Annotated in this window: 20 protein-coding genes; 6 read left to right on the top strand and 14 right to left on the bottom strand. The window is 69.8% G+C overall.

What is annotated here, in order from left to right:
• The first annotated feature begins 295 nt into the window (after positions 1-295).
• On the top strand, positions 296-1,486 hold the full coding sequence (locus Ssi02_RS06260) for an RDD family protein (protein ID WP_204021960.1): 1,191 nt from the start codon (positions 296-298) through the stop codon (positions 1,484-1,486).
• 109 nt (positions 1,487-1,595) lie between these two features.
• Here the strand turns inward: Ssi02_RS06260 and Ssi02_RS06255 are convergent, their stop codons facing one another.
• Positions 1,596-2,981: an LVIVD repeat-containing protein gene (locus tag Ssi02_RS06255; RefSeq protein ID WP_204022056.1), complete on the bottom strand. Its 1,386-nt coding sequence runs from the start codon at positions 2,979-2,981 to the stop codon at positions 1,596-1,598.
• 231 nt (positions 2,982-3,212) lie between these two features.
• Between Ssi02_RS06255 and Ssi02_RS06250 the strand changes: the two genes are divergently transcribed.
• Positions 3,213-3,884 (top strand): DUF305 domain-containing protein, encoded by a 672-nt coding sequence (locus tag Ssi02_RS06250; protein ID WP_239128641.1) that lies wholly within the window; start codon positions 3,213-3,215, stop codon positions 3,882-3,884.
• 86 nt (positions 3,885-3,970) lie between these two features.
• On the opposite strand, the gene Ssi02_RS06245 is transcribed toward Ssi02_RS06250, so the two are convergent.
• The 4 genes from Ssi02_RS06245 to ahcY form a co-directional block, all read right to left on the bottom strand.
• Positions 3,971-4,303 (bottom strand): PadR family transcriptional regulator, encoded by a 333-nt coding sequence (locus tag Ssi02_RS06245; RefSeq protein ID WP_204021958.1) that lies wholly within the window; start codon positions 4,301-4,303, stop codon positions 3,971-3,973.
• Positions 4,304-4,573: 270 nt separating this feature from the next.
• Positions 4,574-5,299, bottom strand: coding sequence for a permease prefix domain 1-containing protein (locus tag Ssi02_RS06240; RefSeq protein WP_204021956.1), 726 nt, complete (start codon positions 5,297-5,299; stop codon positions 4,574-4,576).
• Positions 5,300-5,415: 116 nt separating this feature from the next.
• The gene (locus tag Ssi02_RS06235; RefSeq protein WP_204021954.1) at positions 5,416-6,651 is read right to left on the bottom strand and encodes an adenosylhomocysteinase; all 1,236 of its coding nucleotides are present in this window, start codon (positions 6,649-6,651) and stop codon (positions 5,416-5,418) included.
• A 119-nt stretch (positions 6,652-6,770) separates the two neighbouring features.
• A complete protein-coding gene (gene ahcY / locus Ssi02_RS06230) occupies positions 6,771-8,198 on the bottom strand; it encodes an adenosylhomocysteinase (RefSeq protein ID WP_204021952.1) in 1,428 nt (475 codons plus the stop codon).
• A 194-nt stretch (positions 8,199-8,392) separates the two neighbouring features.
• On the opposite strand from ahcY, the gene Ssi02_RS06225 reads away from it, so the two are divergent.
• Positions 8,393-8,731 (top strand): MerR family DNA-binding transcriptional regulator, encoded by a 339-nt coding sequence (locus tag Ssi02_RS06225; protein WP_204021950.1) that lies wholly within the window; start codon positions 8,393-8,395, stop codon positions 8,729-8,731.
• A 93-nt stretch (positions 8,732-8,824) separates the two neighbouring features.
• On the opposite strand, the gene Ssi02_RS06220 is transcribed toward Ssi02_RS06225, so the two are convergent.
• From Ssi02_RS06220 to Ssi02_RS06200, 5 genes are all read right to left on the bottom strand, one after another.
• A complete protein-coding gene (locus Ssi02_RS06220) occupies positions 8,825-9,775 on the bottom strand; it encodes a cation diffusion facilitator family transporter (protein WP_204021948.1) in 951 nt (316 codons plus the stop codon).
• A gap of 103 nt (positions 9,776-9,878) precedes the next feature.
• Positions 9,879-10,994 (bottom strand): SIS domain-containing protein, encoded by a 1,116-nt coding sequence (locus tag Ssi02_RS06215; protein WP_239128640.1) that lies wholly within the window; start codon positions 10,992-10,994, stop codon positions 9,879-9,881.
• 3 nt (positions 10,995-10,997) lie between these two features.
• Entirely contained in the window at positions 10,998-11,180 is a 183-nt protein-coding gene (locus Ssi02_RS06210; protein ID WP_204022050.1) for a Trm112 family protein, read from the bottom strand.
• Positions 11,177-12,535: a phosphomannomutase/phosphoglucomutase gene (locus Ssi02_RS06205; RefSeq protein WP_204021946.1), complete on the bottom strand. Its 1,359-nt coding sequence runs from the start codon at positions 12,533-12,535 to the stop codon at positions 11,177-11,179. The genes Ssi02_RS06210 and Ssi02_RS06205 overlap by 4 nt, the downstream gene beginning before the upstream one ends.
• Before the next feature lie 441 nt (positions 12,536-12,976).
• The gene (locus Ssi02_RS06200) at positions 12,977-13,345 is read right to left on the bottom strand and encodes a DUF3499 domain-containing protein (protein ID WP_204021944.1); all 369 of its coding nucleotides are present in this window, start codon (positions 13,343-13,345) and stop codon (positions 12,977-12,979) included.
• A 439-nt stretch (positions 13,346-13,784) separates the two neighbouring features.
• Here Ssi02_RS06200 and Ssi02_RS06195 point away from each other — a divergent pair, with 439 nt between their 5' ends.
• Positions 13,785-14,150, top strand: a complete 366-nt coding sequence (locus tag Ssi02_RS06195; protein ID WP_307825585.1) for a metallopeptidase family protein — start codon at positions 13,785-13,787, stop codon at positions 14,148-14,150.
• 67 nt (positions 14,151-14,217) lie between these two features.
• On the opposite strand, the gene Ssi02_RS06190 is transcribed toward Ssi02_RS06195, so the two are convergent.
• The 4 genes from Ssi02_RS06190 to Ssi02_RS06175 all read right to left on the bottom strand — a co-directional run bounded on the left by Ssi02_RS06190 (position 14,218) and on the right by Ssi02_RS06175 (position 21,486).
• Positions 14,218-15,693, bottom strand: coding sequence for a DUF5719 family protein (locus tag Ssi02_RS06190; protein WP_204021940.1), 1,476 nt, complete (start codon positions 15,691-15,693; stop codon positions 14,218-14,220).
• A complete protein-coding gene (locus Ssi02_RS06185) occupies positions 15,690-18,695 on the bottom strand; it encodes a glycosyltransferase family 2 protein (RefSeq protein WP_239128639.1) in 3,006 nt (1,001 codons plus the stop codon). The genes Ssi02_RS06190 and Ssi02_RS06185 overlap by 4 nt, the downstream gene beginning before the upstream one ends.
• A 220-nt stretch (positions 18,696-18,915) precedes the next feature.
• Positions 18,916-19,173, bottom strand: coding sequence for a WhiB family transcriptional regulator (locus Ssi02_RS06180; RefSeq protein WP_093169795.1), 258 nt, complete (start codon positions 19,171-19,173; stop codon positions 18,916-18,918).
• Positions 19,174-19,545: 372 nt separating this feature from the next.
• Positions 19,546-21,486, bottom strand: a complete 1,941-nt coding sequence (locus tag Ssi02_RS06175) for a hypothetical protein (RefSeq protein WP_204021938.1) — start codon at positions 21,484-21,486, stop codon at positions 19,546-19,548.
• 295 nt (positions 21,487-21,781) lie between these two features.
• Between Ssi02_RS06175 and cofD the strand changes: the two genes are divergently transcribed.
• Positions 21,782-22,720: a 2-phospho-L-lactate transferase gene (gene cofD / locus Ssi02_RS06170; protein ID WP_204021936.1), complete on the top strand. Its 939-nt coding sequence runs from the start codon at positions 21,782-21,784 to the stop codon at positions 22,718-22,720.
• Positions 22,717-23,994 (top strand): coenzyme F420-0:L-glutamate ligase, encoded by a 1,278-nt coding sequence (locus Ssi02_RS06165; protein WP_204021934.1) that lies wholly within the window; start codon positions 22,717-22,719, stop codon positions 23,992-23,994. Before cofD ends, Ssi02_RS06165 begins: the two co-directional genes overlap by 4 nt.
• The last annotated feature ends 25 nt before the right edge of the window (positions 23,995-24,019 follow it).

Raw genomic sequence — 24,019 nt, 5'->3', positions numbered from 1 at the left:
GGCGCCCCGGACACCTCCTCGGACTCCGTGCGCCCGTCTCCGTTCCGCACCTCCGACTTGCGTCTCCTCCCCAGCCCGCCGGTCCAGTCGTTCCCGAGCGATCTCCTGCCCAGCACCTTGCCTCGGATTCCACTGCCGACATTCGACGTCCGGGCGGGAACTGCTGCCCCTGCCTGAGAGGTAACGGGGCGTGGGCAGGCCGGCCTTCCTGCAAGATGCTCTTTACCGGCGCCTCTGACTCCGGGAGATCTCCTCGATTGGCCGCGGAGTCGGCGACTCCCATAGGCTGCGAGACGTGACCGATGTCGTGACCGGCGAGGCCGTGGTCGTCGAGGTACGGCTCGCCCAACTGCCCACCCGCGCGCTCTCGATCTTCATCGACGCCGTGATCCAGCTCGCGTTCATGGTCACGGTCATCCTGCTGGTGGCCAACGCCTCGGTGATCACCGACGGTGCGATGTCGTCCGCGATGCTCCTCCTGTTCATCGTGCTCGTCATCGTGGGTTATCCCACGGCCTTCGAAAGTCTCACGCGCGGCCGCACCCCCGGGAAGATGGCGCTCGGGTTGCGGGTCGTCTCCGAGGACGGCAGCCCGGAGCGCTTCAGGCAGGCGCTGTTCCGTGCGCTCGCCGGGGTGGTGGAGTTCTGGCTGCTGCTCGGGGCCCCGGCGCTGATCACCTCGCTGATCTCGGCCAAGGGGAAACGGCTCGGGGACATCTTCTCCGGCACCGCCGTCATCTCGGAGCGCGGCCCGCGGGCCCAGGAGCCCACCCTGGAGATCCCCGCCTCCCTGGCCGCATGGGCGGCCACCCTGGAGTTGTCGCGCCTGTCGGTCGAACTGGCGGGTACGGCACGGCAATATCTGGCCCGGCTCGACCACCTGGCCCCCGCCGTCGGCCACGAGATGGGCAACCGCATCGCCGCCCAGGTCGCCGCCGTCGTGTCGCCGCCCCCGCCGCCGGGTGTGCCCGCCTGGGTCTACCTGTCCGCCGTCCTCGCCGAGCGCCGCAACCGCGACCACGCCCGGCTGGCCGGCCGGCTCTCCGGCGCCGGGCAGCAGGCCCACGCTCCGCAGGCGGCCCCGTGGCAGTCCGCTCCGCCGAGCCCGAACCCGAACCCGAGTCCGTGGGGACACCCGGACGCGGGCCACGCCGCGATGGCCACCCACACCGGCGGTGCCGTACCGGGCGCTGTGCAGCCTTACGCTCAACCTGACGCAGCGCAGCATTACGCCTACCCCGGCGGTGCCGTGCCGGGCACCGCGCAGTCTCACCCCCACCCCGGCGCCGCCGCACAGCCTTACGCTCAACCTGGCGCCGTGCAGCCCCAGGCCCAGCCCGGCGCCTGGGGGCACCCCGGCGGGCATGGGCAGGCTCCCCCGTCCGCGGCGAGTGGTCAGCCCGGCGGTGCCGTACCCGGCGCCGTGGCGCCTGAGGGGCGGTCCGCCTCCGATCCCACTCCGGGTGGGTTCGTGCTCCCAAGCTGAGCATGCGCGAACACATGCGCGAAAAAAAGGGCGGGAGCCGGTGAACGGCCCCCGCCGGGGTGTACGGTCACCGCGAGGGTGGCCGCACGGGTGGATCGGTTAGATCCGGTCAGTCGTCGTCATCGTCGCCGTGCCCACGCTCCGGGTAGGTGTATTGCGTCTGGGCGTTAAGGATGTCCACCTCGACGCCACGTGCCTTGTTGGTGCGCGGGTCGTTAAGCCGGAGGACGTCGAGTCCCTTTTGGATGTCGCTGTTGTAGATGTAGCCGTTGTACCAATACGACGACCAGACACCGCCGAGGACGAGCTGGGTGTCGCTGAGCGGGCCGCGCTCGAAGTAGGCGAACTGGTGCGGGTTGGCGGAGTCGGTGAAGTCCCACACCGAGATGCCGCCCTGATACCACGCCTGGACCATGATGTCCTTGCCCTTGACCGGGATCAGCGAGCCGTTGTGGGCGACGCAGTTCTCAGTGGTGGCCTGGTGGCGCGGGAGTTTGAAGTAGCTGCGGAACACCAGCTGGCCGTCGACGATGTCGTAGATGCCGTTGGCGCCGCGCTTATCGCCGATGGTGGCGTCACAGGTCGCGGTGCCGCCGCCGCCGAGCTCGTCGGTGAAGACGACCTTGGTGCCCTCGTTGTTGAAGGTGGCCGAGTGCCAGAACGCGAAGTTGAGGTCGTCGCGCACCGTCGCGGTCACCCGGGGGTTCTCACGGTCGGAGATGTCGATGAGGACGCCGTCGCCCATGCAGGCGCCGGCCGCGAGATCCTTCTCGGGGAAGACGGTGATGTCGTGGCAGCCGGTGGTGGCCGAGGTGCCCTCGGGATAGGGCAGGCGCTCACCCGGGTTGCCGCCGTCGGGGAAGATGTTCGGGGCGCCGATGAGGGCCGCCTGGTCGGGGGCGCGCACCGGGACCTTGATGATGGAGATCTTGTCGTGCGGAGGCTGACAGTCGGGGAACGCCGAGTTCGGGCTGTAGGACGAGATGTAAAGATAGACCGTCCTACGGTCCTTGCCGGGAACCAGGGTGTGGGTGTGGGAGCCGCAGTCGGTCTCGATCGACTTGACGTAGCGCGGATTGCGCACGTCGCTCACGTCGAAGATCTTGATGCCTTCCCACGACTCTTTGATCGTGGCGCTCTGTCCCACGCTGTTGCATGAGTCGTTGCTGCGGGACGAGTCGGTCGACAGGAACAGCAGGTTGCCGTAGACCGAGACGTCGTTCTGCGAGCCGGGGCAGAGCACCTGGCTGACGAGGCGCGGACGCTTCGGCTGCTCGATGTCGTAGATGGTGAAACCGCTGTAGTTGCCGACGTAGGCGTAGTCGTCCTGGAAGGCCAGGTCGGTGCCGTAGGCGTTGACGGTGTCGAAGGGCGCCTGCTTCGGCAGGTTCGCCACGTGCTGGATGTTGGGACTCTTAACGATCTCGTCGACTGCCGGGATGTCGGCGGAGGCAGCCTGAGCTGGGAGCATTGGTGCCAACGTGGCGGCCATCATGGCTATAGCCGCGCCGATGACCACAAGCGCGCGGCCGGTCCGGCTGCGCCCTCGTACGGACGTCACGGAGGACCTCCTATTTGGGGGGTAAATGGTGAGATTCTTAACCGTTCCCGCTAAACCAGCTAGATGTCATCTTGTCAGGAGTTCATGCGGATTTGACGTCTTTACGACGTTCGGATACCGGGCTAAGGTGGCGGCCCGCAAGGACCCTCAAGCAAGGAGGCCGGGTTGCCGAAAGCGCGCAGCAGGTCCCTCATCCTGTCGGCGACCATCCTCGGAGCGGGCCTTTTAGCAGCCGGATGCACCTCGGAGAAGCCCGCGGGCGAGCCTCGGGCCGCGGCGTCCGACCTGCCCACCGTGCCGGTCATCGCCCCCGGAAGACCCGGCGAGCCCGCGGCGACCCTGTCACCCGACGCGCTGCGGACGGCGGTGCCCTCCCCCGTCGCCAACGCGGCCGACATCCGCTACGCCCAAGACATGATCATGCACCACCGGCAGGCCCTCGACATGAGCGTGCTCGCGCCGTCCCGGGCGGTATCGGAGAAACTCAAGGGGCTCGCCTCACGCATCAAAGACGCCCAAGGACCCGAGATCAAGGGCATGGCGGCCTGGCTCCAGTCCCAGGGGCAGAAGGCCCCCGGCCACGATCACGCCCTGCAGAAGGACATGCCGGGCATGGTCACCGCGGAGCAAATGGACGCGCTGAAAGCCGCGCAGGGCAAGGAGTTCGACCGGCTGTTCCTGGAGTTGATGATCAGCCACCACCAGGGGGCGATCGCCATGGCGGAAATCGCACTCGCCCAAGGATCACACGTGCTGGTCGAGGAAATGGCGAACGACGTGATCGCCATTCAATCTGCGGAGATCAGGCGTATGCGCGGCATGCAGGCGGAGTCTTAACCGTTTGCGCACGGGGCACGATATGCCGTCCGCAGCCGGGATTTGCGCTCACCGGCCGCGGGCCCGGGCCCGCCTCAGGTGTGGGATCAGGTGTGGGTCGCCGAGGGGTCGAGCACCGCGCCGATGACCGAGGTGAACCGCTGCCACGCGCTCCGCTCGTCGGCGAGCGCGCGCCGCCCGGCGCTGGTCAACTCGTAAGTGCGGCGCTGACGGCCGCCGACGGTGCTCCATGAGCTGCGCAAATAGCCGATCCGCTCGAGGCGGCGCAGGCCGGGGTAGAGCGTGCCGGTGGGGAGGTCGATGGCGCCGGAGCTCAGCTTGCCCAGCTCCTCCATGATCGCGTAACCGTGGAGCGCCTCTTTCTCAAGAACGGCCAGGATCAGAGCATCCAGGTGTCCACGCAGCTCGTCCGGCTTCATGTCGCCAGTCTACATGCCACCTGCGGAAAACCCCGGCGCCCCGTGGCTCACCGAGCAATTGGCGGTTTATCCAAGTACGGCGGAGAGCCAAAGAAAAGGCATGAAATAACTGGCGTGACTTTCGTGTCGGGAATTACACGCCAGGGACCATTACTCAAATCATCCGGGGAGGCAATGCCTCATCCGATTTGTGATGGAAACCCGGCCGACGCCAATCTGGCACACCGTCGGCAGGCCGGCTCCGCCGTACAAGCCGCGCGGGCCGATCGCTCAAGCCGTCCGCAGCCGTGCCCCGCCGACGCGGAGACAACGCCACCCGGAGGCCATCACGAAACACACGGGCAGGAAGAAGACCGCCGCCTGGTAGGCGGCGCCCCCCAGGGTGAGCGGCTGGGCCATCATCCCCGGCACGAGAGCGACCAGGTGGATGGCGATGATGCTCTTGAACACGACCGCGACGATGGCGAAGAGCCCGCCGGCACGCACCATGCCCGTTCCCGCGGGCAACCAGCGCCCCGCAGGACCGAAGGCGGCCACCGCGGCGAGGCCCAAGGCGAGGATCACATATTGCGACTTGTCCATCAGGTCGGCGAGACACAGGTAGCCCTCGGAAAGCCTGACCGACGGTCCCACAGCCAGTGGGTCGTTGCGCCACGCGATCTCCGCGGCAGCCATCTGGAGCGCCACGACGACGAACAACAGCCACCCGGTGCGCCTGCCCTGAGCGAAGCTCAACTCACGCTGAAGGCCGGGCGCCACCTCGGCGACCGTGCCAAACTCAAGCACCGCCGCCCTCTCCGCCTCAGGCCGCACCAGGCCGTCGTCCTCCAGCGCGTCGGCCATGTCCGTCAGGCCGTCACGAACCTCGCGCACCAGGTCGGCCCTCATGCGTGAGGGACCGCGCAACACACGTTCCAACTCGGAGACGTAGTGGTCGACGGGGAGCCGCCGTCCCCGCGCCTCGCCATCCCTCAACCGCCTGAACCACAGCCGCATCCGTGTCCACCCCGCCCTCGTTCAGCCGCCTCGCCGACACCCCTCATAGTCCCAGCATGAACGATCAGGTCCCTGCAGCGGCATCGTCCGGCCGCCGGAGTACGGCGAAGCCACGGTCAGGAGCCCACGCGCCATGAATGCAGGTATTCCTCCTGCTCCCGGGTCAGGTCGTCGATCCCGATGCCCGCCGCGGCGAGCTTGAGCATGGCGACCTCGGCGTCGATCTCCTCCGGCACGTCGTGCACACCGGGCGCCAGATCGCCCCGCTCGCGGGCGAGCCAGGCCACGGCGAGGGCCTGAGCGGAGAACGACATGTCCATCACGGCCGCCGGATGCCCCTCCGCGGCTGTGAGGTTGACGAGACGGCCCTCGGCGAGCAGAAGGAGACGCCTGCCACCGGGGAGCACGTATTCATCGGTGTTGGGGCGAATGCCGAGGTTTACGGCTTCCGCCATCTCACTGAGGGCCCGCACATCGATCTCGACGTCGAAGTGGCCGGCGTTGGCGAGGATCGCGCCGTCCTTCATGGCGGCAAGGTGTTCGGCCCGGATGACGTCGCGGTTGCCCGTGACCGTGATGAAGACGTCGCCGACGACCGCGGCGTCCGCCATCGGCCGCACGTCGTAGCCTTCGAGGGCGGCGTCGAGCGCCTTCACCGGATCGATTTCGGTGACGATCACTCTGGCCCCGAGCCCTTTGGCGCGTTGAGCGACGCCCCGCCCGCAATAGCCATATCCCGCGACGACGATGGTGCGGCCCGCCAGCAGGGCGTTGGTGGCCCGCATGATGCCGTCCAGGGTTGACTGGCCTGTGCCGTACCGATTGTCGAACATCCGCTTGGTGCGCGTGTCGTTGACGGCCACCACCGGGAAGCGGAGCGCCCCCTCGGCCGCCATCTGCCTGAGCCGGATGATGCCGGTCGTGGTCTCCTCACACCCGCCGGTGACCTGGTCGAGTAGGTCGAGGCGGGTGGTGTGCAGCGTGTTGACGAGATCGCATCCGTCGTCGAGCACCAGGTCAGGGCCGATGTCGAGTGCCTCGTCGATGTGGCGGTAGTAGGTAGCCCTGTCGACCCCGGCGCGGGCGTGCACGTCGACGCCGTATTCGCGGAGGGCGGCGGCGACGTCGTCCTGCGTGGACAGCGGGTTGGAGGCCGCGAGGGAGATCTGGGCGCCGCCCGCCCGGAGTGTGCCCATGAGCACGGCGGTCTCCGCGGTGACGTGCAGGCAGGCGGCGATCCGCAGCCCTTCGAGCGGGCGTTCCACACCGAAACGTTCACCGAGCGCGGTCAGGACCGGCATCGATCTGGCGGCCCACCCTATTCGACGCTCCCCCGCCGCCGTGATGTCCACATCGCTCCTCTTGTGCTGAAAGCGGGGGCCATGGCAGGCCCCCGCTTTATGAAGCTTGTCGGATCAGTGAACCAGTCTCACCCCACGACCCGCCGGGCGGATCGGTGAGCCGGACCGGCTCAGTAGCGGTAGTGATCCGGCTTGTAGGGACCCTCGACGTCCACACCGATGTATTCGGCCTGAGCCTTGGTCAGCGTGGTCAGCTTGATGCCCAGCGCGTCGAGGTGGAGCCGCGCGACCTTCTCGTCCAGGTGCTTCGGCAGCACGTGCACGCCGATCGCGTATTCATCGGTCTTGGTGAACAGCTCGATCTGGGCGATGACCTGGTTGGTGAACGAGTTGGACATGACGAACGACGGGTGGCCGGTGGCGCAGCCGAGGTTCATCAGGCGGCCCTCGGCCAGCACGATGATCGAGTGGCCGTCGGGGAAGGTCCAGGTGTGAACCTGCGGCTTGACCTCTTCCTTCACGATCCCGGGGACCTTGGCCAGGCCGGCCATGTCGATCTCGTTGTCGAAGTGCCCGATGTTGGACACGATGGCCTGGTGCTTCATCTTCGACATGTGGTCGGCGGTGATGACGTCGAAGTTGCCGGTCGTGCTGACGAAGATGTCGGCGATGCCGACGACCTCGTCGAGCGTGGTCACCTGGAAGCCGTCCATCGCCGCCTGCAGGGCGCAGATCGGGTCGATCTCGGTGACGATGACGCGGGCGCCCTGGCCGCGGAGCGCGTCGGCGCACCCCTTGCCCACGTCGCCGTAGCCCGCGACGACGGCGACCTTGCCGCCGATCAGCACGTCGGTGGCGCGGTTGAGACCGTCGATGACGGAGTGGCGGCAGCCGTATTTGTTGTCGAACTTCGACTTGGTGACCGAGTCGTTGACGTTGATGGCCGGGAACAGGAGCTGCCCGTTCTTGTGCATCTCGTAGAGACGGTGCACACCGGTCGTGGTCTCCTCGGTGACGCCCTTGATGCGCTCAGCGATCTTGGACCAGCGCTTCTCTGGGCCGACCGTGCGGCTGAGCAGGTCGATGATGACGTGCCACTCCTCGGGGTCGCCCTCGCCCGCGCTTGGAACCGCCCCCGCCTTCTCGTATTCGGCGCCCTTGTGCACGAGCAGCGTGGCGTCGCCGCCGTCGTCGAGGATCATGTTGGGACCCTCGTCGCCGGGCCAGATGAGCGCCTGCTCGGTGCACCACCAGTATTCCTCCAGCGTCTCGCCCTTCCAGGCGAAGACCGGCACACCCTGCGGGTTGTCGACCGTGCCGTTCGGGCCGACGACGACCGCGGCGGCGGCGTGGTCCTGGGTGGAGAAGATGTTGCAGCTCACCCAGCGCACCTCGGCACCGAGCGCGACCAGCGTCTCGATGAGCACCGCGGTCTGGATGGTCATGTGCAGCGAGCCCATGATCTTCGCGCCCCTGAGGGGCTGGACCGCCGCGTATTCCTTGCGCACCGCCATCAGGCCCGGCATCTCGTGCTCGGCGAGCTGGATCTCTTTGCGCCCGAAGGCCGCAAGGGAAAGGTCGGCGACCTTGAAGTCCATGTGAGTCCCCTACATCGCGGAAACGAGCTTCCCTCCAGGTGCGTGATCAGGGCGAAACCCCTCGCCACGTCGGCCGCGGCTCACGCGCACACCTGCCCAGGAGGTCCAAAAGCTCAGTGGTCACCATGGAGTGTAGGCGGGGGTCCACGGTGCACGCATATTGACGAGGCCAAATCTCACGTAAGAATGTGAGAATGCGCATCACTGAAGCGGCGAAGCGACTTGGCATGTCCCCGAGGATGCTCCGCTACCGCGAGGAGTTGGGTCTGCTGCCACCGGTGCGCGAGCGCGGGGCGCACCGCCGGTTCGGCGACGAGGAGATCGCCGCCGTCGCCGCCGGCCTGGAGCTGGAACGCCGGTTCGACGCCTCCCCGGCCGAGCTGGCCTTCGCCCTGCGCGCCCTGGCCGAACCGGCCGTCGGCCAGGCCGTGCGCGATCTCGGCCTGCGCATCGGCCGCCTCCAGGCCCCTCGCCGGGCCCTGGACTTCGAGAAGGAAAAGGCCCTGCGCCTGCTCCGGGGCGAACGCCGCTGACCAATGCCGGCGGGGTACGGCATGAGCCAATCGCGGTGCCTGTGCCTCCGGCGGGCAACGTCAAGGGCCCGCCGCGCCTTATCCCCCCGGAGGTCAGGCCGGGGTGCCGTCGGGGGTCGCGTCGACCGGCGCGGCCTCCCGGTAAAGGTCGGGCTCGAGGTAGATCACGCGGGCGATGGGCACGGCCGCCCGCACGCGCCGCTCGGCGGCGTCGATGCCGCGGGCGATCTCGGCCGCCGAATCGTCGTGGGCCACCTCGATCTTGGCCGCGACCAGGAGCTCCTCGGGCCCGAGGTGCAGGGTGCGCAGGTGGATGACGCGGGGCACCTCGGGGCCGCCGGTGAGCGCGCCGACGATGCGGCGCTCGACGTCGGGGCCGGCGCTCTCGCCGATGAGCAGCGACTTGGTCTCAAGGGCCAGGACGACCGCGATGGCGGCCAGGAGCACGCCGATCATCAGCGTGCCGACGGCGTCCCACCTGCCGTCGCCGGTGACGACCGCCATGCTGACGCCGAAAAGGGCGAAGACGAGGCCGAGCAGGGCGCCGAGGTCCTCAAGCAGGACGACGGGCAGCTCGGGCGACTTGGACCTGCGGATGAAGGACCACCAGGACTGGTCGCCCCTGACCAGGTTGGACTCCTTGATCGCGGTGCGGAAGGAGAAGATCTCCGCGATGATCGCGAAGATGAGCACCCCGAAGGCCCAAATGGGCGAGCTGATCGGCTCGGGGTGCTGATATTTGTGCACACCCTCGTAGAGCGAGAAGAGCGCGCCGATGGTGAAGAGCACCACGGCGACGACGAACGCGTAGAAGTAACGCTCGCGGCCGTAGCCGAAGGGGTGCTCGGGGGTGCGCTCCCTTTTGGCGCGTTTGGCCCCGAGGAGCAGCAGCGCCTGGTTGCCCGAGTCGGCCACCGAGTGCACGGACTCGGCCAGCATGGACGAGGACTGTGTGAAGACAAAGGCGACGAACTTGGCCGCGGCGATGGAGAGGTTGGCGGCCAGGGCCGCGACGATCGCCTTGGTGCCGCCGCCTGCGCTCATCGCACGTCTCCACTCGTGGGCCGAGATGGCCTGTTGGCGGGTGCGGCACCCGCGAGCCGCTCCCTCGACGGATTTTAGGGGAGCGGCCTCCTGTCACGCGGGATCAGTGAGATATTCGCGCCTTGATCTCGGAGATGGAGGCGACCGGAGTGGGATCGATGCCATATCCGAGGGCGAGGTAGACACTCGCGTAGTCGCTGACCTCGATCAGCGAGGCGAGCCGCTCCAGCGGGTGCACCCCCTGGGCCACCATCTCGCTGGTGCGCACGCCCCGGTCGTGGGCGAGCCGCAGGGCCGCCTCGCGCTGCTTGGCGACCCTCGGGTGCTCATCGGTGTCGCGGAAGACGAGCACCCGCAGGGCGGCGGTCTCCTCGTCGGCGAAGATGTCGCGCCCGGCGAGCGGGCCCTCAAGGGCCATCACCTGGTTGTGCCCCGCCTCCGGGATCTCGCCCCAGATGGCTGGATATTTGGCGTTCTCGTTGAGCTGGCAGGCCAGGCGGTAGGCCGCGACCGCCGCCAGAGGCGATGAACCCCAGATCGTCGGCACACTGCCCGCCAACTCGGCGGCCAGGGTCTTGCCGGGGTTGATGAACGACTCGCTTCCCGGCCGGCACCGGTGCGCGATGTCCTCCAGGCTCCTCGCGGTGTCCTCGAAGTTCTTCTCCTCCGCCTCGGCCAGCCCGAGGGCGGCGGCGGCCACGACCAGCGGCACCGACAAGGCCCACAGGTTGGCCCGCGGTTGCCCCGTCGTGGCGACCGGCACGAACAGGCCCCGCGCCTGCCGCGCCACCTCGGCGAGGGGCGACTTGGCCCCGCCGACCGCGAGCAGCCGGGAGCCGCGGCGCACCGCCTCGGTGGCGGCCGACAGAGTCTCCTCCGTGCGGCCCGAGCAGGACACGGCGATCACCAGGTCGGCGGCGCCCACCCAGCCGGGCAGGCGGTGCGAGCGCACGGTGACGATCGGGAGCGCGGCGCCCGGGCCGCAGACCGCCGCCATCACGTCGCCCGCGATGCCCGACCCGCCCATGCCCGCCACGACGACGGCCCTCGGCCGGCCCTCGCCGGCCAGACGGGACAGCCCCGCGTCGACCGAGGCGCGGTAGGACACGCGCACCTGCGCGGCCGACGAGGCGACCGCGCGCAACATGCCCGACGGGTCACCTGAGACCAGGTGCTCCTGGTTGTCGAGCAGGTCGGCGTCGAAAGTGAAGGCGGACACGGATCAGGCGCTCTTGCGCGCCTCGTCCACCAGCAGCACGGGAATGTCATCCCGCACCGGATAGATCAGGCCGCATGAATCGGAGGTGCAGACAAGCTCGTCCGCCTCGGTCTCGGCGCGCAGCGGAGCCTTGCAGGCCGGGCAGGCCAGGATCTCCAGCAGCCAATTGTCGATCTTCATGCTCAGCTCCTCACCACGGCCAGGACCTCGTCGCGGATCCCGGCCGTCATCTGCTCGTCGGCCGCCTCGGCGTTGAGCCGCAAGAGCGGCTCGGTGTTGGAGGGGCGCAGGTTGAACCACCAGCCGGACCCGCGCACGGTCAGACCGTCGAGCTCGTCGAAGGTCACGCCGTCGCGCCCCGAAAAGGCGTCACGCACCCTGGTCAGCGCCGCGGCCTGGTCGTCGACCCGGCTGTTGATCTCACCGGAGGCACTGTAGCGGGTGAAGTCGGCCAGCAGCTCCGACAGCGGCCGCTCCTGCTCGCCAAGCGCGGCCAGCACGTGCAGAGCGGCCAGCATGCCCGAGTCGGCGAACCAGAAGTCCCTGAAGTAGTAGTGCGCGGAGTGCTCACCGCCGAAGACGGCGCCCGTGCGGGCCATCTCCGCCTTGATGAACGAGTGGCCGACGCGGGTGCGCACCGGCTCGCCGCCCTGCTCGGAGACGATCTCGGGCACCGCCGCGGAGGTGATCAGGTTGTGGATGATCGTCGCACCGGGGTGCTTGGCCAGCTCGCGCGTGGCGACCAGGGCGGTGATCGTGGACGGCGAGACCGACTCACCGCGCTCGTCGATCACCCAGCACCGGTCGGCGTCGCCGTCGAAGGCCAGCCCGAGGTCGGCCCCCGCCGCCACGACCGCCTTCTGCAGGTCGCGGAGGTTCTCCGGCTCGATGGGGTTGGCCTCGTGGTTGGGGAAGGTGCCGTCGAGCTCGAAGAAGAGCGGGGTCAGCTCGACGGGGAGCCCGTCGAACACGACCGGGACCGTGTGGCCGCCCATGCCGTTGCCCGCGTCGACGACCACCTTGAGCGGCCTCATGCCGGACAGGTCGACCAGCGTGCGCAGGTGGTCGGCATAACCTTGCAGCAGGTCGCGCCGCTCCACCTCGGCCTGCCCCACGGCCGGCGGCTTGGCCCCGGACGCGAGCAGCTCGGCCGCCCTGTCGCGGATCTCGGCGAGACCGCTGTCGATGCCGATGGGGACGGCATTTGCCCGGCAGAGCTTCATCCCGTTGTATTGCGCGGGGTTGTGGCTGGCGGTGAACATCGCGCCGGGCAGCCCTAGCGAGCCGCTCGCATAGTAGAGCAGGTCGGTCGACCCGAGGCCCGCGTCGATCACATGCGCACCGGCGGCGCCGGCGCCGCGGGCGAAGGCGGCGGCGAGCCCGGGCGACGAGGCGCGCATGTCGTAGGCGACGACCACTGACGCGGCCCCCGTGACCTCGACGAACGCGGTCCCGATCGCCTCGGCGAGACTCTCGTTAAGCTCGTCGGGCACGACGCCGCGAATGTCGTATGCCTTGAAGATCTTGGCGAGATCGCCCACTCCAGCTCCGCCCTCAGGTCGTTTTCCATCGGTCACCTGAGCCTACTGCGTGCGGGGTCCCTGCCGCCTCCCGAAGGGGGCGGTAAGCAGCGCGCCCTCCCGCGCGCCCCGAAGGGGGGGTTGGTAAGCGACATGCCCGCCGGAAGGGCTGCTTAAGCAGATGCCCGCCCCGGGGAGTGCGGCGGGCAGGCGCTCCTTGGAGGGGCGCGGTAAGCGGGCTCCTGCCGTACGGGGTGGTGGGCAGGTGCCCCTCGGCGGGGATTGGCACGTTCCCGGTCGGGGCGCACGCCTACGGCGGACGCCCGGTGGGCCGGGGCGCCCGCTGGCCGCGGGTGGTCATGGTCGGGCCGGTCGGTGGTCGGCCGCCGGGGGGCGGCAGGTGGTCATGACGTCACGGCGAGTCGCCGAAGCGCTCGCGGCGGGCACGGACGGTCACGGTTGTCAGCGCTCGGGTTGTGTCTGGGCCGATCGGAGCACGCGCAGGTGGCCGCGCCGGCCGACCTCGACTCCCTGCCCGACCGGCTCGGTGCCGGAGCCGGGAGCGGGCCGCGCCGCCTCACGCACGGCGTTGGCCAAGGCCTCAAGGTCGTCGGTGCTGGGCTGGCCACCCTCGGTGGGAAGCCGGACGACCTCCCATCCCCGGGGCGCGGTGAGTCTTTCGGCATGTTCGGCACACAGGTCGTAGCAGTGCGGCTCGGCGTACGTCGCCAATGGGCCAAGGACTGCGGTCGAGTCGGCGTAAACGTACGTGAGCGTGAAGACGGCAGGCGAAGAGCATGCGGTGCGGGAACAGCGTCGGACGGGGCTCACGGAGGGACCGTATCCGTTAAGCGTCCAAGGCGCCACTACCTGAGCGCTCTTAAAGAGCGTGTCATCGCAATTCGGACATGCTGCCGCTAGTTCGCCGGCACTCCGAATCCCCACAGGTTCTCACCTGTCACACAGGCCCCGCCAAGCATTTTCCGCCTCACAAGGGCATCCGGGCCACGGAGTACGGCCGGCGGGCCCGCCCGGCGGCAGGATTGCCAGCAAGTCACAGGATGAGGTTAAAAAGGCCCATTAACCGCTATCAAACCGGATAGTGCGCTGCCGTGGACAAGGCTCGCACCAGGTGCGAACTCCCCGCCCCCGCCCCCGCTTCTAGACTTGCGCTGTGAGTTCGGTACCCGGCGGATCCTCCCGCCCTCATGGCCCCCGTCGTCGGGACCGGCATGGCCGTGGCCTGCGCGGGCCGATCGCCCCCTCCCACGTGCCGATCGCCCGCTCGCGGGGCGAGCGTTTCGACGATCTCGTGCTCGACGCGGTCGACCGGCTCAGGTCCCGCTGGGGCAACGAACTCTCGGCGGTGGAGTTCTCCGTCGAGGAGGTCCCCCCGCTGAGCGAGCTCGGCGACGGACCCCGCGCGGGGTCCGACCCGATCCCGTTCGGCCGCGCCCAGGAGGCGCGCGGCAAGACCCCCGCCGTGATCGTCGTCTACCGCCGCCCGCTGGAGGCCAGGGCCCGCGACCGCGAGACGCTCGGCGCGCTGGTGCACGACACGGTCGTCGAGCAGGTCGCGGGCCTGCTCGGGCTGTCTCCCGAGACGGTCGACCCGGGCTACGACGAGCGCCACTGACGCCCGCGGCGCGGGCCGCAGGTTAGTTTTCCCCGCCCCCCGGGCATATCCGGGCGGGAGACGCACCTCACGGCATGACCGTGGCCGTGGACTCGGTGAGTGAAGGCACCAGGGTCCAGGACCGGGCGGCCGCGAGTGGCTGCACTGACAACATGAGGCCGGCTGCGCCCCGGTCCTCCAGGATCCGGCCGCCGTAGACCGGTCCTGAGCCGGACAGGGGTGTGACGACCACGGCGAACGGGCTGGAGGCGCCCTTTTCGTGCGGGAGTTCGATGTTCACGGTGCGTGCCGCCGGAATCCGGACCTCGACCGGATCGGAGGGAGCCCCTTCCCTCGGCGCCATCTGGAGCAACACCCGCCCCTCCGTCTGCGGCGCCGAGAGCACGAGGTGAGAACTCTGCTTCCCCTCGGTCCGGTTGTCGGCGACGACGCTTCCGAGATCGATGGGGAGGGCTCCCGCCGTCAAGGCCGTGTCCTTCTTCGACCCCGTGCCGGCTGCCACGACGCCCGCCACGACCGGGACCCGCGAGGTGATCACCACGGCGCCCGGTTTGGTGCCGAGACCGCCGGACAGCTCCATCGTCGCCACCGACCCTGCGGGCACATCCAGCACCTCACGGCCGCTGACGGCCTGGAGTCCGTCCTCGGTGAGGGTCTTCACCTCGACCTGCGTGGCGCTCTGCCCGGGCGCGGCCACGAGAAGTTCCCTCCCGCCTCCCCCGCCGGGGACACCGGGCACGACCACGCGGGTCGCGGGCGCGGCGGCGTGGGGCATCCAGTCCACCCCGCGGTTCTTGTGCAGCACGGCCTCCGCCATCGCGGCCACCCGCCCGCCGCTCGCCCGCACCTCCAGGGCGAGGACGAGCGCGGAGGGGGCGAACTCGGCCACGTCGATCCTGTGGTTCTCGCCGGGCTGGAGCGTGACGACATTGTCGGTCTCGCCGTAGACCGGCCCCTCCCCCGAATAGACCAGGATCTCGGCGGTGACCGGCGTGGTGCCGGGGTTGCTCAGGTGCAGCGTGACGGCGGCGGCCGCGGGGCCGGGGCCGATCATCCACGTGGTGGGCACGGGGTCGGCGCAGCGTGTGGCGGACAGGCCGCGGCGTTTGCCCTTCGTCTCGATCGAGGTGTACGCGGATTCGAGTCCGGCCATCTCCCCGGTGCCGAAGATCTTGAGGGGGGCGTCCGTCTCGACGGCCTCGTGCCACACCTGGCCGTGCCGGTCGAGGATCGCGAGGGGGTCGCCTTCCTTGCGGAACTCGGCGACGGTCACGCCGCTCACCCCTTGGGCCGGGATCGTGGTGGGCGAGCCCACCACGGCCTCGCCGACCGCCACGGGCACGACCACGCTGACCGTCTCGCCCGAGGGCGCCGGGCAGACCGTGGTGACCGTGTCGACCGGCACCTGTGTGGAGGGCGGCAGGGCCGCGACGCCTCCCGCCGTGTGCGCGGGGCGGGTCACGTAGGCGACGCCGTACATCGCGAGCAGGGCGACCAGCACGAGTGCGAGGAGGCCGAAGCGGTTTTCGACGAGACTCTTCACCGGCGGATCGCCTTCGCGCGCCCGGCCCGGCGTCTCCTGCCCGCGGCCCGGAGCGGCGGCGGGCCGGCATCGGCCGCCGCCGCGTGAGGGGCCTCGCTGCCCGGCACGAGGCTTTCGCGCTCGCCGCGAGCACCGGGCGCGGCGAGCACCAGGGCGACGACCAGGAGCGCGCCCTGCCCCCAGAGCCACCAGCGGTGCGGCCCGCCGCCGTCGTCGGGCCGGGCGGGCGGCGGGTGCGGCTGCAGCAGGGACCGCCAGACGGCGGCGTCCGCCCCCAGGGTCTTCCTGACCAGGGTGGGCTGGGCGTCGAGGACGCGGACCGTCGCGGGGTCGATCGGCGCCGCGAGCACCACGAAACGTACGCCGAAGGCCGCCAGCGTGGCCATGTCGTGATCGCCCCTCCCGGCCAGCAACCCGCTCGCCGCCCAGAGGAACCGGTCGTGTTCACCGCGTCCGGGCACGGGCACGTCGAGCTCGCCGAGCAGCGGGGCGCGTCCAGGGAGCACGGTGTAGGTCAGGGCGGCGCTCCCCTGCGCGGGGCGGATCATCAGGACCCGGTCGCCGGGCGCGGCCTCCGAGGTGACGACCGGCGGGAGGGGGGCGGGCATGTCACTGCGCAAGGGGCCGGTCACCCCCTTGACCATCCAATATCCCGCGGCGAGCAGAGGTGTGGAATATGCCACCACGACCGTGAGGAACGCGGCGATCTTCCGGAGTTTTCCGGCTCTGCGGAGTTCGGTGATGCGGTGGGAGGTGAGCGCAGCCAGCATGAGCATGCCCATGGCGGCGAGGGCGAGGGGCACGCCGGGCCAAGCGGGGGCGGGGACGCCCCCGTTCAGTCCGACGACGTTGACCCGGCTCACCAGGATCGCGACAAGCAATCCGAAAAGCGTCACGCCCCACCCGATCGCGACGATCATCCGTTGCCGCCGCATGAGCAGCGCCGCCAACGCGGATGCGATGAGCCCGGCGGTGACCCACCACGGCGGCAGGCCGGGCCCGCCGGGACTGAGCCCGACCAGCGACTCGGCGGGCAGCCGGGGCGCGACGAGATCCGCCCGGTGCAGGCCGACTTCGAGGAGGAATCTCCCCGGCTGCTCGACAAGGTCGATCAGCCACGGGAGCAGGAGCACGGCGGGCACGATCAGCACAATGCTCACCGCCTCCCCCACCGCCGGACGCACCCCGCCGAACGCCACCGCGGCGAGCACACACAACACCGCGACCAGCGCGTAGACCAACGGCACGAACGCGGTGCCCACCGCCAGAGCGAGGCCGAACCCCCACGCCGCACGCCGCGACCTGCGGCGGTCCCTCGCGAGCAACGCGGGACCGAGCCCGACGTAAACCGGCAGCAGGATCAGCACCACAGCCGTGCCAAGTCGCCCGGCCGCGACCGCGCCGGTGCCGACCGGCAGCAGCGCGTAGGTCGCGGCGAGCCAGAACCTCGCATAACGCGAGGGCACCAGCGCACGTGTCGCGAGATAGGCGGAGACACCGGCGAGCGGGACACATCCCACCAGGAGAACCGCGACCGCCGTCTGCACCTCGCCGAAGAACAACGCCGCCACCCCTGCCACCACCGCGATGTACGGCGGAGCCCACGCGTCGGTGCCGAGACCGATGTCGTGGTGGTCCTCGATGTAGACACGCCACAGGTCGGCGGCGCTCCCGACCACCGGCACGAGTGCCCCGCCGCCGAGTGCCCCGCCGCCCAGGAGGTGGCGGGCGGCGATCAGCGTCACGGCGACGAGCAGAAAGGTCAGCAGCACACCCGCACTGGCGAAGGTCCGCCGGAACACACCGGAGTCGGCGAGCAGCTCCTCGCCGGGCTCCTCCCCCGTGACCGCGCGGACGGCGCCGGCGTGGTGCCGGCCGGGGGAGTCGACCGGTCCCTCGCCGGAAACGAAGGCTTGGACCATGTCGGCGAAGCGCCGCCATCCCGCTCCGGGCGGGGTGAGCAGGTGTTTGACCTCGGGGTAGTGCTCCTTGCGGCCGGCGCGTCTTCGCCGCCTGCCGCGCCGGATGCGCATGGGGTGCAGCAGCACCGAGCCGAGTGCGCTTATCTCGTCGAGGGCACTCGCGGGCTGCTTGGCCAGCAGGAACACCGCGGTGCGCACGACCGAGCCGAGGGAGTTGCGGACCAGGGCCCGCAACATCGCGAGGAAGGGCAGGTTGACCACGACCACGAACATCGCGTTGCGCCGGTCGAGCCGCCGGGGGTGGTGGTCGCTGGCCGCCGGCGGTCGGCGGCGGCGCGCGGACGCCTCGGCGTGCCAGGCCACGGCGTCGGTGACGGTGATGACCCGGTGGCCCGCGTTGCGGACCCGCCAGCAGAAGTCGAGGTCGTCCCGGAAAAGCGGCAGCCCCGGATCAAAACCACCGATCTCATCCCAAACATCCCTGCGCACCAGCATGCCGGCGGTGGACACCGAGAGCACGTCCCGCAGTCCGTCGTGCTGCCCCTGATCGTATTCGCGAGGTTCGAGCCCGGTGTCCCGCCGCCCGGTGCGGTTGACCGTGACGCCGGCCTCCAGCAGAAGCCCCCGGTCGAGGTGGTCGCGGAGCTTCGGGCCGAGCACGGCGGCGCCGGGTTCGTCGCTCGCCGCGCGCAGCAATTCGCGCAGGGCGTGCTGGTCGGGGGCGCAGTCGTCGTGCAGCAGCCAGATCCACTCCTGGCCGGCCGTCGCCGCGGGCAACTTGCGCAACGCCTGCGCCACGGCGGATCCGAAGCCGGTGGAGCGCGGATAGGTCAGCACACTGGCCGGGCCGAACGCCTCGGCGAGCAGGGTGCCGCTGCCGTCGCGGCTGCCGTTGTCGATCCCGATGACGCGGTCGACCGCCCTGGACTGCGCGGACAGCGCCCGCAGCGTGTCGCCGAGCCAGCGCGCGCCGTCGTGGGCGACGACGATGGCTGTGACCAGGAGGCGGGGAGCAGAACCGGGCGTGATCCCGAAGATCGACCGAGCAGGGGAGGACGACGAGAAGACAGTGGACGACATGGGCTGCTTTCGGGGGGTAGCGCAGTCTCCGCAGAATGCCGCACTCACCATACAGCCCAGGCGCGAGCGATCACGGATGCCCGGAAAAGAGACGGCCACACAGCCGTGAAGATCACAACTGTGTGGCCGTTTGCGAGAAACATGCCCGCTTATCTGTCATATCCCGGTTGTCCGAGATTTCTTATTTTCCTTGATCAATCTTCTTAAATGATCTTGCTTACTAACCTGCCTGGCGCTTGAGCCTTCGACGCTCCCGCTCGGACAGCCCACCCCAGATGCCAAACCGCTCGTCGTGCTCAAGCGCGTATTCCAGACACTCGGCACGCACTTCGCAAGATCGACAGACCTTCTTGGCCTCTCGTGTGGAGCCACCCTTTTCGGGGAAGAACGCCTCCGGGTCGGTCTGCGCGCACAAGGCACGCTCCTGCCAGCCCAGATCTTCAGCGCTGAGCGCCTGTGCGATGACCGGTTCGGTCATGCACACCTCCCTGCCGCCCGCCCGCGATGGAGCCCCCCATGATCGCCCTCCTCATACCCACCCTTTGGAAGGCGTAACAACACGTCTGTAATTACACGCGTGTCCAACGTGTGGAGTCAAGCGGCATGCCGGTATCCCGGGGAAAGACCAGCTCGCCCCGGTTCAAAGCCGTGTGCTCGCGATGGGCGGGTTGCACGGCCCACGCGCAGCGGTGTCCCGCCGAGTTCCGCAGGTTCAGCGGACGGAAACGTAGCAGCCCATGTTCTGGGCCTGACCAGGTGACACCTTCTCTCTACCCTGTGATTGCGCGGCCATTACCGGCGCGGTTCGTCAGAGGCGTGGATCGCCGATGGATCGAGGGGTGTCGTCCCGTTAGCCGGACTGATCCGGACTCGTCGAAGGACGGGAAGGATTGTTTAGTGCGTCACCCCGATAGGCACTCGGGTCGAACCGCACCGTCGCCTCGGCCGACGGGTGCACGGGCTGACCTTGGCTTTGCGCATAGTCGTGCTGCGGGGTGGAGGGATTTGAAGGCTGCTGATGCTGTCCCGGTTGCGGGGCAAGCGCATCGTTATACGGCTGATAGCCCACGTCAGATGGCGTATCCCCGGGATAGGGAATCGAAGGCATAGTTCCGGCGTGAGCCTGCTGATAGGTCTCGGCCTGCTGATATGCCTGCGCGAGTTGCTGCGTGCGCGGATCCCCCGGGCTGGACTCGTGGTACGGATTCGGCAGCTGACCGTAGTCCGGAGCGGGATATCCGGCGATGGGCTGACTTGTCGAGATTTGCGGGGAGTCATACACGGAGGGCGTGGTGTACGGCCCCTGACCTGTGTCGAAGACGTCCGGCTGGTTACCGTAGCCTCCGGTCTGCTGCGCGGCCTGCCCGAACGGCGGGGTCGACATGTCGCCCTGACCGTAGGACGGATACGACGGGAGACCGTCGACCGGCGCGGGCAGGTCGGGACGGCTGTCCTGCGGCGTGAAGATGTCCGGCCGGGAGTCGCGCGGGGTGTAGGCGTTGTTCTGCCCGCCGTCCGGGGACGGGTAGGGATTGTCCGGACGGCTGTCCTGCGCCGGGTAGGACCCGCTCCCCTGCGAATAGCGCTCGGGCTGCGCGGCCGGGGCCGACGGCAGCGGATAGACCCCGGTCGGCTGCTGCCCGTAGGGGTCGGGGTTGGCCGGCGTCACCGGAGGCAGCGGCTTCGGCGGCTCGTACTGGCCGTAGGACGGCTGGGAGGGCTGGAAGGCGCCTCCACCCGGCGACGAGGGAGTGGAGCCGGAGGGCGCGGCCTGAGACGGTCCCGGCCCTGTTCCCTGGCCTCCGGGGCCGGTGTCGCCCCCGCGGTAGCCGGAGGGCCCGGCGTCGCTCGAGCGGTAGTTCTGCGTCGCGTCGGCCTGCTGGTCGAAGGAGCCGTCGCTCAGGTGGGCGCCGGTGTGATACGGGCCGCCGGACGGCGGCGCGTCGGCGCCCGGCTGCTTGCCGAAGGGCTCGGGAACGGCGGGCGGCTGCCACCCGGCCTGCGCGCCGGGCGCGGGCGCACCGGGAGCAGGCGCACCGGCGGCGGGGGCGCCCGGCGCCGGCCGCGGAGGGGTGGGTGCGCCGGGCGGCGGCGGCACGGGCATGCCGGGCGCGGGCGGGTTCGCTCCGGTCTGGCCCAGCGGCTTCTGCACCGGCCCGTGGCCGGTCCCGGGAATCGGGCCCTGAGGAGTGACATACGGCGGAGGGGCCTGGCCGAAACCGGGACCGGGCCCCCCGGGCGCGCCTCCGCCGGGACCCTGCTGGGCCCCCGGGAAGGGAGTCTGCTTGCCCTGCTGCCCGCCCTTGCCAGACTCCGGCATGGCCATCGGCAGCACATAGAGAAGGGCCAGCGCGACCAGCGCGAGCTGCGGCGCCCGCGTGAGAACGAACTCCAGGAGGCTGCCGAACCCGTCGCCGGCGAAGAGGCCGGCGAGGAACGCCAGCGCCCCGAAGACCAAGGAAGCCGCGAGCGAGCCCGCGGCGCCGAGGAGGACCATACCGCCCTTGGGTGTGGGTGGGCCGAATCTGGTCACGAGGACCACTGCGCCCACGATCAGAGCGGTGTTCACCGGTCCGGCGATGCCGCCGAAGTAAAGGCCGCTGCGTTCGGCGAACGACAGGGCCCCGAGGAAGAACAGGGACACGACGTGCACGAGGATCTGGGCTGCGGCTGCGGCCAGCGTGATCCACGCTGCCGGTTCACGCAGCCGGCCTGCGTCGACTCTGATCACAACAACCCCCAAGTATCTGCGTGTGGCCGACGCCGAGTTAAGCACATAGCCGACTTGCATGTCGGCTCACCTATGAACATCACCATTACCGGCAAGTACCACCAAGTACTAACAAGTGCCTGCATGCACCCCGTTAGGCTCCGAGTCCCCCGACCCTCGGCCGACGTCCATGACCAGCACTGGCCATCAAGAGTCGATCAAGCCCTACCGCTCAAGCGCAGGCTCGATCTTTGATGCGTCTTTTTATCGGATTTCACCGACATTTTCGCAGCCAGCCATGCACAACGCGACACCCAGCGCCCGCCTCCTCACACCTCACGAAGACGATCCACGACGGGATGGAAGACTGTGCGGCATGCGCATTGTGTCCCTCGCCGGAGGAATCGGCGGCGCACGTTTCCTCCGTGGCCTGCTCACCGCCGTCCCCGACGCCGAGATCACGGTCATCGGCAACACCGGTGACGACATCACGCTCTTCGGCCTCCGCGTCTGCCCCGACCTCGACACGATCATGTACACGCTCGGCGGCGGCATCGACGAGAACCAAGGTTGGGGCCGCGCCAAGGAGACCCACGTCGTCAAAGAGGAGCTGGCCGCCTACGGCATGGAGCCGCAGTGGTTCGGGCTCGGCGACCGGGACTTCGCCACCCACATCGTGCGCACCCAGATGCTGAACGCGGGCTACCCCCTCTCCCAGGTCACCGAGGCGCTCTGCACACGCTGGCAGCCCGGCGTGCGCCTGCTGCCCATGAGCGACGACCGCACCGAGACCCACGTGGTGGTCACCGACGAGCACGGGCGGCGCGCGATCCACTTCCAGGAGTGGTGGGTGAGGATGCGCGCCTCCGCACCCGCCGAGGAGATCGCGCTGATCGGCGCCGCCGACGCCAAGCCCGCCCCCGGCGTGCTCGAGGCGATCCACGGCGCCGACCTCGTGATCCTGCCGCCCTCCAACCCAGTGGTCAGCATCGGCACGATCCTCCAGATCGCCGGCATCCGGCAGGCCCTGGAGGCCAAGGTCGTCGTCGGCGTCTCCCCCATCATCGGCGGCGCGCCCGTGCGGGGCATGGCCGACGCCTGCCTCGCCGCCGTCGGCGTGCCGGCCACCGCGCAGGGCGTGCTTGAGCTGTACGGAGCATCCCTGATCGACGGCTGGCTCGTCGCGGAGGAGGACCGGGACACCCGCCTCGACGGCGTCCGGGTCGAGGTCCGCCCCGTCCTCATGAGCGACCCCGCCGCCACCGCCGCCCTCGCCCAAGCCGCCCTCGACCTAGCCGGAGAACTCGCACAATGATCACCATCCGTCCTGTGACCGGGCTGCCCGAGATCGCCCCCGGCGACGACCTGGCCACGATCATCGGCTCCGCCGTACCCGACCTGGCCGACGGCGACATCCTGGTGGTCACCTCCAAGATCGTCAGTAAGGCGGAAGGGCAGGTGCGCCGGGCGGACGACCGCACCCAGGCCATCGCCGACGAGACCGTCCGCGTGGTCGCCCGCCGCGGCGACCTGGTGATCTCGCAGACACGGCACGGCCTCGTCATGGCGGCGGCCGGCGTCGACGCCTCCAACACCGAACGCGGCACCGTGCTGCTCCTGCCCGAGGACGCCGACGCCTCCGCCCGCGCCATCCGCGCCGGTCTCCGTGAGCGGCTCGGCAAGAACGTCGGGGTCGTCGTCTCCGACACCTTCGGCCGCCCGTGGCGCGAGGGCCTCACCGACGTCGCCATCGGCGCGGCCGGTGTCACCGTCATGGCGGACTTCCGCGGAATGAGCGACGAACACGGCAACCCGCTGAGCGCCACGATCACTGCGCTCGCCGACGAGCTCGCCGCGGCGGGCGAGCTGGTGAAGGGCAAACTGTCCGGAGTGCCGGTCGCGGTCGTGAGCGGCCTCTCAACCCTCGTCACACCTGACGACGGGCCCGGCGCACGCGCTCTCGTGCGCACCGCCGACGACGACCTGTTCGCGTACGGCTCGCGCGACGTCGTGTTCGCCAGGCGCACCATCCGCGACTTCTCCGACGAACCTGTGGACGGCGCCGCCGTACGCCGCGCCGTGGACGCCGCCATCGCGGCTCCGGCGCCGCACCACACCACACCGTGGCGTTTCGTGCTGCTGGAGTCGGCCGAATCGCGGGAGAAACTGCTCGACGCCATGCTCGCGGCCTGGATCGCCGACCTTCGGGGCGACGGATTCAGCGAAGAGTCGATCGCCCGCCGCGTCAAACGCGGTGAGGTGTTGCGGCGTGCGCCATACCTGGCGGTGCCCTGTCTGGTGATGGACGGCTCGCACACCTATCGCGACGAGCGCCGCAATCAGGCCGAACGGGAGATGTTCGTCGTCGCGACCGGCGCCGGGGTGCAGAACTTCCTCGTGCAACTGGCCGTCGAAGGGCTTGGCTCGGCCTGGGTGTCGTCCACGATGTTCTGCCGGGACACCGTACGCGATGTCCTGGACCTGCCCTCCACTTACGATCCCATGGGCGCGGTGGCCATCGGCCATCCCGCTGCTCCCCCGCGCGACCGCGCACCGCGCGCCGCCGCCGACTTCATCCTGGTTCGGTAGGGCTGTTTGGGTCCGGGTTCCCCGA

Source organism: Sinosporangium siamense, assembly GCF_016863435.1.
Lineage (GTDB): Bacteria > Actinomycetota > Actinomycetes > Streptosporangiales > Streptosporangiaceae > Sinosporangium > Sinosporangium siamense.
The sequence above is the reverse complement of the archived record's forward strand: the minus strand, read 5'-3'. Positions and strand labels throughout refer to the sequence as shown.